The organism is Lonsdalea britannica (assembly GCF_002111595.1).
Lineage (GTDB): Bacteria > Pseudomonadota > Gammaproteobacteria > Enterobacterales > Enterobacteriaceae > Lonsdalea > Lonsdalea britannica.
The window spans coordinates 15,723-29,447 of the sequence record NZ_LUTN01000026.1 but is presented as its reverse complement, the minus strand read 5'-3'; the positions used below and the strand labels follow the sequence as shown (position 1 = coordinate 29,447).

General features: G+C 52.8%; 9 protein-coding genes. All 9 read left to right on the top strand.

Features of this window, described 5'->3' with window-relative positions; translation table 11 throughout:
- The first annotated feature begins 224 nt into the window (after positions 1 to 224).
- The 9 genes from secE (at position 225) to AU509_RS16600 (ending at position 13,534) form a co-directional block, all read left to right on the top strand.
- Positions 225 to 608, top strand: a complete 384-nt coding sequence (secE, locus tag AU509_RS16640; RefSeq protein WP_085653050.1) for a preprotein translocase subunit SecE — start codon at positions 225 to 227, stop codon at positions 606 to 608.
- Between the two features lies 1 nt (position 609).
- Positions 610 to 1,155, top strand: coding sequence for a transcription termination/antitermination protein NusG (gene nusG / locus AU509_RS16635; protein ID WP_026740925.1), 546 nt, complete (start codon positions 610 to 612; stop codon positions 1,153 to 1,155).
- Positions 1,156 to 1,314: 159 nt separating this feature from the next.
- The gene (gene rplK, locus AU509_RS16630) at positions 1,315 to 1,743 is read left to right on the top strand and encodes a 50S ribosomal protein L11 (protein ID WP_085653051.1); all 429 of its coding nucleotides are present in this window, start codon (positions 1,315 to 1,317) and stop codon (positions 1,741 to 1,743) included.
- Between the two features lie 3 nt (positions 1,744 to 1,746).
- Complete coding sequence (gene rplA, locus AU509_RS16625) at positions 1,747 to 2,451, top strand: 50S ribosomal protein L1 (protein WP_085653052.1); 705 nt, start codon at positions 1,747 to 1,749, stop codon at positions 2,449 to 2,451.
- A gap of 303 nt (positions 2,452 to 2,754) precedes the next feature.
- The gene (rplJ, locus tag AU509_RS16620; protein ID WP_085653053.1) at positions 2,755 to 3,252 is read left to right on the top strand and encodes a 50S ribosomal protein L10; all 498 of its coding nucleotides are present in this window, start codon (positions 2,755 to 2,757) and stop codon (positions 3,250 to 3,252) included.
- 68 nt (positions 3,253 to 3,320) lie between these two features.
- Positions 3,321 to 3,689 (top strand): 50S ribosomal protein L7/L12, encoded by a 369-nt coding sequence (rplL, locus tag AU509_RS16615; RefSeq protein WP_026740922.1) that lies wholly within the window; start codon positions 3,321 to 3,323, stop codon positions 3,687 to 3,689.
- Between the two features lie 333 nt (positions 3,690 to 4,022).
- Positions 4,023 to 8,051, top strand: a complete 4,029-nt coding sequence (gene rpoB / locus AU509_RS16610; RefSeq protein WP_085653054.1) for a DNA-directed RNA polymerase subunit beta — start codon at positions 4,023 to 4,025, stop codon at positions 8,049 to 8,051.
- A gap of 92 nt (positions 8,052 to 8,143) precedes the next feature.
- Complete coding sequence (gene rpoC / locus AU509_RS16605; protein ID WP_085653055.1) at positions 8,144 to 12,367, top strand: DNA-directed RNA polymerase subunit beta'; 4,224 nt, start codon at positions 8,144 to 8,146, stop codon at positions 12,365 to 12,367.
- 99 nt (positions 12,368 to 12,466) lie between these two features.
- Positions 12,467 to 13,534 (top strand): DUF1176 domain-containing protein, encoded by a 1,068-nt coding sequence (locus AU509_RS16600; RefSeq protein WP_094118855.1) that lies wholly within the window; start codon positions 12,467 to 12,469, stop codon positions 13,532 to 13,534.
- Positions 13,535 to 13,725: the final 191 nt, after the last annotated feature.

Here is a 13,725-nt window from a genome sequence, read left to right as displayed (position 1 = left end):
GATTTGACGCAACACGCGATAAAAGGGCATCATTTGATGCCCTTTTTCTACGCTGTCAGGGTAGAACCTATCTCATCAGCGATTGTGAAGTATAATCATTGGTGAGATAGGCTCTGTATAAACGGCGTAATCCCGAATTTTCCCTTTATAGGTAGTATTCGGTTTGGTTTGCCCTTCATGCTGGGCAAAAATTATTTGTCTGAATCATTGTGACAGGTTGGTTTATGAGTGCGAATACCGAAGCTCAGGGTAGTGGGCGTGGCCTTGAGGCTCTGAAATGGCTGATCGTCGCTGTTTTGCTGGCTGCGGCGGTTGGCGGTAATTATTATTACCGTGAATTGAGCCTGCCTCTGCGAGCATTGGCTGTTGTTATCCTGATTGCTGTTGCGGGTGGCGTAGCGTTATTGACGACGAAAGGTAAAGCGACCGTTCTGTTTGCGCGTGAAGCTCGTACTGAGGTTCGAAAAGTCATATGGCCGACTCGTCAGGAAACGCTACATACCACGCTGATCGTTGCTGCGGTAACTGCCGTCATGTCACTGATTTTGTGGGGACTGGATGGTATCCTGGTCCGTTTAGTATCGTTTATTACTGGCCTGAGGTTTTAAGATGTCTGAAGCTCCAAAGAAACGTTGGTACGTCGTTCAGGCGTTTTCTGGCTTTGAAGGTCGCGTCGCTCAGTCGTTGCGTGAACACATTAAACTTCACAACATGGAAGACCTGTTTGGTGAAGTGATGGTCCCTACTGAAGAAGTCGTGGAGATCCGTGGCGGACAGCGTCGCAAAAGCGAGCGCAAATTCTTTCCAGGCTATGTGCTTGTGCAGATGGTAATGGAAGATGCTAGCTGGCACCTGGTTCGCAGCGTTCCGCGCGTCATGGGCTTCATTGGCGGTACTTCTGACCGTCCCGCGCCGATTAGCGATAAAGAAGTCGATGCTATCATGAACCGCCTGCAGCAGGTGGGTGACAAGCCGCGTCCGAAAACTCTGTTTGAGCCGGGTGAAATGGTTCGCGTCAATGATGGCCCATTCGCAGACTTTAACGGCGTTGTTGAAGAAGTCGATTACGAGAAGAGCCGCCTGAAAGTTTCTGTCTCTATCTTTGGCCGAGCGACTCCAGTAGAGTTGGATTTCGGTCAGGTAGAGAAAGGCTAATCTGAGCGTTCGTCGCTAAGAATTTCTGCTTGTTTGTGGCGCGAAAATAGACTACTATTTCGCGCCTTTATTTTATGCGTCGATTGACGTGTAAAACGTTTTTATCACTGCGGGGAGCTTTGTTAAACGAAGCGCTATCACCCATTCGAGGAAAGTTAAATGGCCAAGAAAGTACAAGCCTACGTCAAGCTGCAGGTTGCAGCCGGTATGGCTAACCCGAGCCCTCCGGTTGGTCCGGCTCTGGGTCAGCAGGGTGTTAACATCATGGAATTCTGTAAGGCGTTCAATGCTAAGACTGACAGCATTGAAAAAGGTCTGCCGATTCCGGTTGTTATTACCGTTTACTCTGACCGTTCCTTCACCTTCATTACCAAAACTCCGCCGGCAGCAGTTCTGCTGAAAAAAGCGGCTGGTATCAAGTCTGGTTCTGGCAAGCCGAACAAAGACAAAGTAGGTAAAGTAACCCGTGCTCAGGTACGTGAAATCGCAGAAACCAAAGCTGCGGACATGACTGGTTCTGATGTGGAAGCGATGACTCGCTCCATTGAAGGTACCGCTCGTTCCATGGGCCTGGTAGTGGAGGACTAAGAAATGGCTAAGCTGACCAAGCGCATGCGCGTGATCCGTGACAAAGTTGATGCAACTAAACAGTATGACATCAACGAAGCCGTTGCTCTGCTCAAAGAGCTGGCCACTGCGAAATTTGTAGAAAGCGTTGACGTTGCCGTAAACCTGGGCATCGACGCACGTAAATCTGACCAGAACGTACGTGGCGCGACTGTGCTGCCGCACGGTACTGGCCGCAGCGTACGTGTTGCCGTATTTACTCAGGGTGCAAACGCTGAAGCGGCTAAAGCTGCTGGCGCTGACCTGGTAGGTATGGACGACCTGGCTGACCAGATCAAAAAAGGCGAAATGAACTTCGACGTCGTTATTGCTTCTCCGGATGCAATGCGCGTAGTCGGTCAACTCGGCCAGATCCTGGGGCCGCGTGGCCTGATGCCTAACCCGAAAGTGGGTACTGTAACGCCTAACGTTGCTGAAGCTGTTAAAAATGCTAAAGCTGGTCAGGTTCGTTACCGTAACGACAAAAACGGCATCATCCATACCACTATCGGTAAGGTTGATTTCGACGCTGACAAACTGAAAGAAAACCTGGAGTCTCTGCTGGTTGCGCTGAAAAAAGCTAAACCGTCTCAGGCTAAAGGCGTGTACATCAAGAAAGTTAGCCTGTCCACCACCATGGGTGCTGGCTTAGCTGTCGATCAGAGCGGTTTGAACGCCGTAGCTAACTGATAGCTTTTGTTCCTCTTTACTGCGGCGCTGGATTTCTTTATAATCCTACGCCGCATTGTTCCACTTGTGGGACGAAAGAAGAATTTTCGGTTGGAGCCTGGCCTGATCCAGGCCTCCGTCCAAGACCGCAGGTGTTTCGAAAGAAGCTTAATTTTCCTGCGTAGACGGTGACAGAGCCTGAAGAAAAGTTTGACTTGTCTTTGCTGGATTCTGCTCACCGTGTGTTAACGCCTGTCGGTCGTTTTGGCTACAGGTGAAGTGAGTTCCGGAGATCTCTCCGGCCAAATCCAGGAGCAAAAGCTAATGGCATTAAATCTTCAAGACAAACAAGCGATTGTTGCTGAAGTCAGCGAAGTAGCCAAAGGCGCGCAGTCTGCGGTTGTTGCGGATTCTCGTGGCGTTACCGTAGATAAAATGACTGAACTGCGTAAAGCAGGTCGTGAAGCTGGCGTATACATGCGTGTTGTTCGTAACACGCTGCTGCGTCGCTCAGTTGAAGGTACTGAGTTTGAGTGCCTGAAAGACACGTTTATCGGTCCGACCCTGATTGCATACTCAATGGAACACCCGGGCGCTGCTGCTCGTCTGTTCAAAGAGTTCGCGAAAGCGAATGCAAAATTCGAGGTCAAAGCTGCAGCCTTTAACGGCGAGTTGATTCCGGCGGATCAAATTGACCGTCTGGCAACTCTGCCGACTTACGAAGAAGCACTGGCACGTCTGATGTCGACCATGAAAGAAGCCGCTGCTGGCAAACTGGTTCGCACACTGGCTGCTGTACGCGATCAGAAAGAAGCGGCTTAATCGCCCCTTTTTACTGGCATCGTGTTTGCTAACGTATAAACTATTTCTGATTCTTAGGAACAATTGTTATGTCTATCACTAAAGATCAAATTCTGGAAGCAGTAGCAGCTATGTCTGTAATGGACGTTGTTGAACTGGTTTCCGCAATGGAAGAAAAATTCGGTGTTTCTGCTGCTGCCGCTGTAGCTGTTGCTGCTGCTGGCCCGGCTGAAGCTGCTGAAGAAAAAACTGAGTTCGACGTTGTTCTGTCTGCTGTTGGCGGCAACAAAGTTGCAGTTATCAAAGCAGTTCGTAGCGCGACTGGCCTGGGTCTGAAAGAAGCTAAAGACCTGGTAGAATCTGCTCCGGCAGTTCTGAAAGAAGCCATCAGCAAAGACGACGCTGAAGCTCTGAAGAAAGCCCTGGAAGAAGCTGGTGCTTCTGTTGAAGTTAAATAAGTTTAACTTACAGGTTGCAGCCTGATTTATCAGGCTGATGGCTGGTGGCTTTTTAGTCACCAGCCTTTTTGCGCTGTAGGGAATCAATGGTGTTTCACACTGTTTGACCATTGATTAACCCACAATATTTTTTTCTATCGACGACTTAATATACTGCGCCTCCAGCCGCTTTGGCCGCTGAACACGACTGCAGCGAAATGGTTTAAGAGTGATAGAAACAAGTATTGCGAAAAGTGTTCCACTTTTCGATCGATATAAACGGTGTTGCATGAACTGTCCTTTATTTTTAGGACGGACAGAGAGGTTCTACTTTTCAGCGAGCTGAGGAACCCTATGGTTTACTCCTATACCGAGAAAAAACGTATTCGTAAGGACTTTGGTAAGCGTCCGCAAGTTCTGGACGTGCCTTATCTCCTTTCTATCCAGCTTGACTCGTTCCAGAAATTCATCGAGCAAGATCCGGAAGGCCAGTACGGTCTGGAAGCAGCATTCCGTTCTGTATTTCCTATCAAAAGCTACAGCGGTAATTCCGAACTGCAGTATGTGAGCTATCGCCTTGGCGAGCCGGTATTTGACGTTAAAGAATGTCAGATCCGTGGCGTCACATTCTCTGCGCCGTTACGCGTTAAGCTGCGTCTGGTGATCTACGAGCGTGAAGCGCCAGAAGGCACCGTTAAAGATATTAAAGAACAAGAAGTGTACATGGGCGAAATTCCGCTCATGACCGACAACGGTACCTTCGTGATCAACGGCACTGAGCGCGTTATCGTTTCTCAGTTGCATCGTAGCCCGGGCGTATTCTTTGACAGCGACAAGGGTAAAACCCACTCATCAGGTAAGGTACTGTATAACGCACGTATCATTCCTTATCGTGGTTCCTGGCTGGATTTCGAATTCGATCCGAAAGATAACCTGTTTGTCCGTATCGACCGTCGTCGTAAATTGCCTGCGACGATTATCCTACGCGCATTAAACTTCTCTACCGAAGACATTTTGGGCCTGTTCTTTGACAAAATCGTCTATGAAATCAACGGTAACAAGCTGTTGATGGCTCTGGTTCCAGAACGTCTGCGTGGTGACACGGCTTCCTTCGATATCGAAGCCAACGGCAAGGTATACGTCGAGAAAGGTCGTCGTATCACGGCTCGTCACATCCGTCAGTTGGAAAAAGACGGCATCGAAAGCATTGAAGTCCCGGTAGAATACATTGCCGGCAAAGTGCTGGCGAAAGATTATGTTGATGAAAGCACTGGCGAAGTGCTCGCGAATGCGAACATGGAGCTGTCGCTGGATCTGCTGGCCAAACTCAGCCAGTCCGGTCACAAGCAAATTGAAACGCTGTTCACCAACGATCTGGACCACGGTCCTTATATCTCCGAGACCGTCCGCGTCGACCCGACCCACGATCGCCTGAGCGCGTTGGTTGAGATCTACCGCATGATGCGTCCGGGCGAGCCGCCGACACGCGAAGCGGCTGAAAGCCTTTTTGAAAATCTGTTCTTCTCCGAAGATCGTTATGATTTGTCCGCAGTTGGTCGAATGAAATTCAACCGCTCTTTGCTGCGTGAGGAAATCGAAGGTTCCGGTATCCTGAGCAAAGAAGACATTATTGATGTGATGAAGAAACTCATCGACATCCGTAATGGTAAAGGTGAAGTGGATGATATCGACCATCTGGGCAACCGTCGTATTCGTTCTGTCGGCGAAATGGCTGAAAACCAGTTCCGTGTAGGTCTGGTCCGTGTCGAACGTGCAGTTAAAGAGCGTCTGTCTCTGGGCGATCTTGATACGCTGATGCCGCAGGACATGATCAACGCTAAGCCGATTTCGGCTGCGGTAAAAGAGTTCTTTGGTTCCAGCCAGCTGTCCCAGTTTATGGACCAGAACAACCCGCTGTCTGAAATCACGCATAAACGTCGTATTTCCGCATTGGGCCCAGGCGGTCTGACCCGTGAACGCGCCGGCTTTGAAGTTCGAGACGTACACCCGACTCACTACGGTCGCGTATGTCCTATCGAAACGCCGGAAGGTCCGAACATCGGTCTGATCAACTCCTTGTCCGTTTATGCACAGACCAACGAGTACGGTTTCCTTGAAACCCCTTATCGTCTGGTTCGTGATGGCGTTGTGACTGATGAGATCCATTACCTGTCTGCGATTGAAGAAGGTAACTTCGTCATCGCTCAGGCGAACACCAATCTGGACGAAGAAGGCCACTTCATTGATGAGCTTGTGACCTGCCGTAACAAAGGCGAGTCCAGCTTGTTCAGCCGCGATCAGGTTGAATACATGGACGTTTCCACCCAGCAGGTGGTTTCCGTCGGTGCATCCCTGATCCCGTTCCTGGAACACGATGATGCTAACCGCGCCTTGATGGGTGCGAACATGCAACGTCAGGCCGTTCCTACACTGCGTGCTGATAAGCCGCTGGTAGGTACGGGTATGGAACGCGCGGTAGCGGTCGACTCCGGTGTAACTGCCGTAGCGAAACGCGGTGGTACGGTTCAGTATGTGGATGCATCACGTATTGTCATCAACGTTAACCCTGATGAAATGTATCCGGGTGAAGCGGGCATCGACATCTACAACCTGACCAAATATACCCGTTCTAACCAGAACACCTGCATCAGCCAGATGCCGTGTGTGTCTCTGGGTGAACCGATTGAGCGCGGAGACGTGCTGGCCGATGGTCCATCCACCGATTTGGGTGAACTGGCGCTGGGTCAGAACATGCGCGTCGCGTTCATGCCGTGGAACGGCTACAACTTCGAAGACTCCATCTTGGTCTCCGAACGCGTGGTGCAGGAAGATCGCTTCACGACAATTCATATCCAGGAACTGGCTTGCGTATCTCGTGATACCAAACTGGGGCCTGAAGAAATCACCGCTGATATCCCGAACGTGGGTGAAGCCGCGCTGTCCAAACTGGATGAGTCCGGTATCGTTTATATCGGTGCGGAAGTGACCGGTGGCGACATTCTGGTCGGTAAAGTGACGCCGAAAGGCGAAACCCAGCTGACGCCGGAAGAGAAACTGCTGCGTGCTATCTTCGGTGAGAAAGCGTCTGACGTTAAAGACTCGTCTCTGCGCGTGCCTAACAGCGTTTCCGGTACGGTTATCGATGTTCAGGTCTTCACCCGTGACGGCGTTGAAAAAGACAAACGTGCTCTGGAAATTGAAGAGATGCAGCTGAAGCAGGCCAAAAAAGACCTGACTGAAGAACTGCAGATCCTCGAAGCCGGTCTGTTTGCCCGTATTCACGACGTGCTGGTTAGCGGTGGCGTTGAAGCCGCGAAGCTGGATCAGCTGCCGCGTGAGCGCTGGTTGGAACTGGGTCTGACTGACGAAGAAAAACAGAATCAGTTGGAACAGCTGGCCGAGCAGTACGACGAGCTGAAACACGAGTTTGAGAAGAAACTCGAAGCCAAACGCCGCAAAATCACCCAGGGTGATGATCTGGCGCCGGGCGTGCTGAAAATCGTCAAGGTGTACCTGGCCGTGAAACGTCAGATCCAGCCTGGTGATAAGATGGCGGGTCGTCACGGTAACAAGGGTGTTATCTCCAAGATCAACCCGATCGAAGATATGCCTTACGATGAAAACGGTACGCCGGTAGACATCGTACTGAACCCGCTGGGCGTACCATCACGTATGAACATCGGTCAGATTCTGGAAACCCATCTGGGTATGGCTGCGAAAGGTATTGGTGACAAGATCAACACCATGCTGAAGCAGCGCGAAGAAGCGGACAAACTGCGTGAATTCATCCAGAAAGCATACGACCTGGGTAACGACGTTCGTCAGAAAGTGGATTTGAACACGTTCTCCGATGACGAAGTGCTGCGTCTGGCAGAAAACCTGAAGAAGGGTATGCCCATCGCGACGCCGGTCTTCGACGGTGCCAAAGAGAGCGAAATCAAAGCGCTGCTGCAGCTGGGCGATCTGCCGACTTCCGGTCAGATTACGCTGTTTGACGGCCGTACCGGCGAGCAGTTTGAACGTCCGGTCACCGTGGGCTATATGTACATGCTGAAGCTGAACCACTTGGTTGATGACAAAATGCATGCACGTTCCACCGGTTCCTACAGCCTGGTTACTCAGCAGCCGCTGGGTGGTAAGGCGCAGTTCGGTGGTCAGCGTTTCGGTGAGATGGAAGTATGGGCGCTGGAAGCTTACGGTGCAGCTTATACCCTGCAGGAAATGTTGACGGTGAAATCCGATGACGTGAATGGCCGTACCAAGATGTACAAAAACATCGTGGATGGCGATCACCGGATGGAACCAGGCATGCCGGAATCCTTCAACGTACTGTTGAAAGAAATCCGCTCGCTGGGTATCAACATCGAGCTGGAAGAAAAGTAATACCAGCCCGATTGCGTTGCTGACATTCGTTACAGGGGCACCTGAGTTTGACTCAGGTGCCTTACAGGTCTAACTCCGACAGGAGCCAATCCGTGAAAGACTTATTAAAGTTTCTGAAAGCGCAAACTAAGACCGAAGAGTTTGATGCGATCAAAATTGCTCTGGCATCGCCAGACATGATCCGTTCGTGGTCTTTTGGTGAAGTTAAAAAGCCGGAAACCATTAACTACCGTACGTTCAAACCAGAACGTGACGGTCTGTTCTGCGCCCGTATCTTCGGGCCGGTAAAAGATTACGAGTGCCTGTGCGGTAAGTACAAACGCCTGAAGCACCGTGGTGTTATCTGTGAGAAGTGTGGCGTTGAAGTGACCCAGACCAAAGTACGCCGTGAGCGTATGGGCCACATCGAGCTGGCTTCTCCGACTGCGCACATCTGGTTCCTGAAATCGCTGCCATCCCGCATCGGTTTGCTGCTGGATATGCCGCTGCGTGATATCGAACGCGTCCTGTACTTCGAATCCTATGTGGTTATCGAAGGCGGCATGACCAACCTTGAAAAGCGCCAGATCCTGACGGAAGAGCAGTATCTGGATGCGCTTGAAGAGTTTGGTGACGAATTCGACGCCAAGATGGGCGCCGAAGCGATTCAGGCCCTGTTGAAAAACATGGATCTGGAGCAGGAGTGCGAACAGCTGCGTGAAGAGCTGAACGAAACCAACTCTGAAACCAAACGTAAAAAGCTGACCAAGCGTATCAAGCTGCTGGAAGCGTTCGTACAGTCCGGCAACAAGCCGGAATGGATGATCCTGACCGTGCTGCCTGTATTGCCGCCGGACCTGCGTCCGCTGGTACCGCTGGACGGCGGTCGTTTCGCTACGTCGGATCTGAACGATCTGTATCGTCGCGTGATCAACCGTAACAACCGTCTGAAACGTCTGCTGGATCTGGCTGCGCCGGACATCATCGTGCGCAACGAAAAACGTATGCTGCAGGAAGCGGTGGATGCGCTGCTGGATAACGGCCGTCGCGGTCGTGCCATCACCGGTTCCAACAAGCGTCCGCTGAAATCTTTGGCCGATATGATCAAAGGTAAGCAGGGTCGTTTCCGTCAGAACCTGCTGGGTAAACGTGTCGACTACTCCGGTCGTTCCGTTATCACCGTAGGTCCGTACCTGCGTCTGCATCAGTGCGGTCTGCCGAAGAAAATGGCGCTGGAACTGTTCAAACCGTTCATCTACGGCAAGCTGGAACTGCGTGGCCTGGCTACGACGATCAAAGCAGCCAAGAAAATGGTTGAACGCGAAGAAGCGGTCGTATGGGACATCCTGGATGAAGTCATCCGCGAACACCCGGTACTGCTGAACCGTGCGCCTACCCTGCACCGTCTGGGTATTCAGGCATTTGAACCGGTTCTGATCGAAGGTAAAGCGATTCAGCTGCACCCGCTGGTGTGTGCTGCGTATAACGCCGACTTCGATGGTGACCAGATGGCTGTTCACGTACCGTTGACGCTGGAAGCCCAGCTGGAAGCGCGTGCGTTGATGATGTCGACCAACAACATCCTGTCACCAGCGAACGGCGAGCCTATCATCGTTCCGTCTCAGGACGTTGTATTGGGTCTGTACTACATGACCCGTGACTGTGTTAACGCCAAAGGCGAAGGCATGGTTCTGACTGGACCGAAAGAAGCTGAACGCGTCTATCGTGCTGGTCTGGCTTCTCTGCATGCGCGCGTCAAAGTGCGTATTACGCAAGAGATCAAGAACATTGAAGGCGAAACCACGCATCAGACCAGCATCATCGATACGACCATTGGTCGTGCGATTTTGTGGATGATCGTGCCGAAAGGTCTGCCGTACTCGATCGTTAACCAGCCTCTGGGCAAGAAAGCGATCTCCAAAATGCTGAACACCTGTTACCGCATTCTGGGCCTGAAGCCGACCGTTATCTTTGCTGACCAGATCATGTACACCGGTTTTGCTTACGCTGCGCGCTCTGGTGCGTCCGTAGGTATCGACGACATGGTTATCCCGGCGAAGAAAGCCGAAATCATCGAAGAAGCGGAAACCGAAGTTGCCGAGATTCAGGAGCAGTTCCAGTCTGGTCTGGTTACCGCGGGCGAACGCTACAACAAAGTTATCGATATCTGGGCTGCGGCGAACGAACGTGTTGCCAAGGCGATGATGGAAAACCTGTCTGTTGAAGACGTGGTTAACCGTGATGGCGTTGTTGAGCAGCAGGTTTCTTTCAACAGCATCTTTATGATGGCCGACTCCGGTGCGCGTGGTTCTGCTGCACAGATTCGTCAGTTGGCAGGTATGCGTGGTCTGATGGCGAAGCCGGATGGCTCCATCATCGAAACGCCGATCACCGCGAACTTCCGTGAAGGTCTGAACGTACTCCAGTACTTCATCTCAACCCACGGTGCTCGTAAAGGTCTGGCGGATACCGCACTGAAAACCGCTAACTCCGGTTATCTGACCCGTCGTTTGGTCGACGTGGCGCAGGATCTGGTGGTAACGGAAGACGATTGCGGAACGCACGAAGGCATCATGATGACTCCGGTCATCGAAGGTGGCGACGTTAAAGAACCGCTGCGTGAACGTGTTCTGGGTCGTGTAACGGCCGAAGACGTGATCAAACCGGGTACGGCTGACATTCTGGTTCCGCGTAACACGCTGTTGAACGAACAGTGGTGTGACCTGCTGGAAGAAAACTCCGTCGATTCGCTGAAAGTACGCTCTGTCGTAAGCTGTGAAACCGACTTTGGCGTGTGCGCCAAATGTTACGGTCGCGACCTGGCTCGTGGTCACATCATCAACAAGGGTGAAGCCATCGGGGTTATCGCGGCACAGTCCATCGGTGAACCGGGTACCCAGCTGACCATGCGTACCTTCCACATCGGTGGTGCGGCATCTCGTGCGGCAGCAGAATCTAGTATCCAGGTGAAAAACAAGGGTACGCTGAAACTGAGCAACGCCAAGTACGTTAAGAACAGCGCAGACAAGCTGGTGATTACTTCTCGTAACACCGAACTGACGCTGATCGACGAATTTGGTCGTACGAAAGAAAGCTATAAAGTGCCTTACGGTGCTGTGATGGCGAAAGGCGACGGCGAAGCCGTAGCTGGTGGCGAAACCGTAGCAAACTGGGATCCGCACACCATGCCGGTTATCACGGAAGTGAGCGGTAACATTCGCTTCACCGACATGATTGACGGCCAGACCATTACGCGTCAGACCGATGAGCTGACCGGTTTGTCCTCCATCGTGGTTCTGGATAGTGCAGAACGTACCGGTGGTGGTAAAGAACTGCGTCCGGCGCTGAAAATCGTGGACGACAACGGCGAAGACGTTCTGATTCCGGGTACCGATATGCCGGCTCAGTACTTCCTGCCGGGTAAAGCGATTGTCCAGCTGGAAGACGGCGTGAAAATCGGCTCTGGTGACACCCTGGCCCGTATTCCGCAGGAATCCGGCGGTACCAAGGATATCACCGGTGGTCTGCCGCGCGTTGCTGACCTGTTCGAAGCCCGTCGTCCGAAAGAGCCGGCAATTCTGGCTGAAATCAGCGGTATCATTTCCTTCGGTAAAGAAACCAAAGGGAAGCGCCGTCTGGTGATCACCCCGGTTGACGGTAGCGATCCGTACGAAGAGATGATTCCGAAATGGCGTCAGCTCAACGTGTTCGAAGGTGAACGCGTTGAACGTGGTGACGTGATCTCCGATGGTCCTGAGTCTCCGCACGACATCCTGCGTCTGCGTGGCGTGCATGCGGTGACCCGTTACATCACCAACGAAGTGCAGGAAGTTTACCGCCTGCAGGGCGTTAAGATTAACGATAAGCACATCGAAGTTATCGTTCGTCAGATGTTGCGTAAAGGCACCATCGCCAGCGCGGGTAGCACTGAGTTCCTGGAAGGCGAACAGGCTGAAGTGTCTCGCGTCAAGATCGCCAACCGTCAGTTGGAAGCCGACGGCAAGATTCCGGCAACCTACAGCCGCGACTTGCTGGGTATCACCAAGGCGTCTCTGGCGACCGAGTCCTTCATCTCTGCGGCCTCGTTCCAGGAAACGACGCGCGTACTTACCGAAGCCGCAGTGGCTGGTAAGCGTGATGAACTGCGCGGTCTGAAAGAGAACGTGATCGTGGGTCGTCTGATCCCGGCCGGTACCGGTTATGCATACCATCAGGATCGTATGCGTCGCCGTCAGGCTGGCGAACCCGTTGCTGTTCCGCAGGTCAGCGCGGATGAAGCTTCGGCTAACCTGGCTGAGCTGCTGAACGCCGGTTTCGGCAACAGTGACGACAAGTAACGTCGACGCTGCATGATAAAAAACCGCTCCCCGGAGCGGTTTTTTATGCATAAAAAGTGAGTGATAAGAGACAGAAAACAGAGCGATGAGAGAAACATTATGCTGAAAGCAAGCGTGGTTGCAGCCAGTCTGGCGGTGTTGTCCGCCGTACCGGCTTTTGCCGGAGTGCCGTTTGCGCCGCCGGTGCAAAAAATCTTCTCTAACTGGCAGGTGACGTGCAACAACCTGAACGACTGCGATGTGCGTAATATTGATGAAAACCTGCGTATTACGCTGACGCGGCAGTCCGGCGCTACCGGCGTGGCGTCATTGACGATTGTCCCCTTTTCTCAGGAAGCCCATCCCACCTTGTGGTTGGACGAAGACGCCGCGGAAGGGTTGAGCTTAACGCCAGCGATCAACGATGACGACGCCATTGTCGCCACGGAAAATCTGCCCGCGATACAACATTTTCTACAGCAGGCCAAAGATGCGCTGACCCTTTCCGTCGGTGACGATCCGCAGCAGGGAAGCTCCCTGCGGGGATTGAACGCCGCGCTCCTGCTGGTGGATGAACGGCAGGGACGGATCGGTACTCAGGGCGCACTGCTGCAGCGGGGAAGTAAACCGGCTTCCGACGTCCCGGCGAGGTTGAGTCAACCCGAACTGCCGCCAGCACTGACAAACGCGCCTGCGGTCAGTCATCCGCAAGCGTTGGTCGAGGCCGTCATCAAGGCGCAGCATGCGCTGTTGGTAAGAGAGACCTGCGATGTCAACGAGCAGGACAAAGAGATCAATCAGGTTCAGCCGCTGGACCAACGCAATGCGCTGGTCATGATTAACTGCGGTATGGGGGCCTATCAGTCCTCGAGCCTGGTATTTATCACGCCGCGCGATAATCCGTCGGCGGCGCATCAATTGGTACTGCCGTTGCCGCTGCCGGATGAAAATGGCCGCCCGCAGCAGGTGGATTGGTTTACCAACGCTGACTATGATCCTCAGACTGGCGACCTGTTCCATTTGGCGAAGGGACGTGGTTTTGCCGACTGCGGTGAAAGCGCCCAGTGGCGTTACGATGGTCAGCAGTTCCGGCTCGTGACTTACCACAGCCAGACGGGATGCAATGGCGGTTGGCCGGGTGAGTGGCCTTCGCTGTGGGAAACGCCGGGATACAACGAAGACAAATAGCGCTCCGCGCAGGAAGGGTCGCCGTCGGTCAGGACAGACCGACGGCGACATAAGCGGCGCAGGCTTGAGGATTCACAGTCAGCCTGCGGCCGACGGATGTGCCGGCATTCGCACTCTAGCGTCGCCCGATGGCTTCCGCGATCGCCGTTGTACTGACGTGGGAACCCTCGCGCAAACATATCGGCGACATG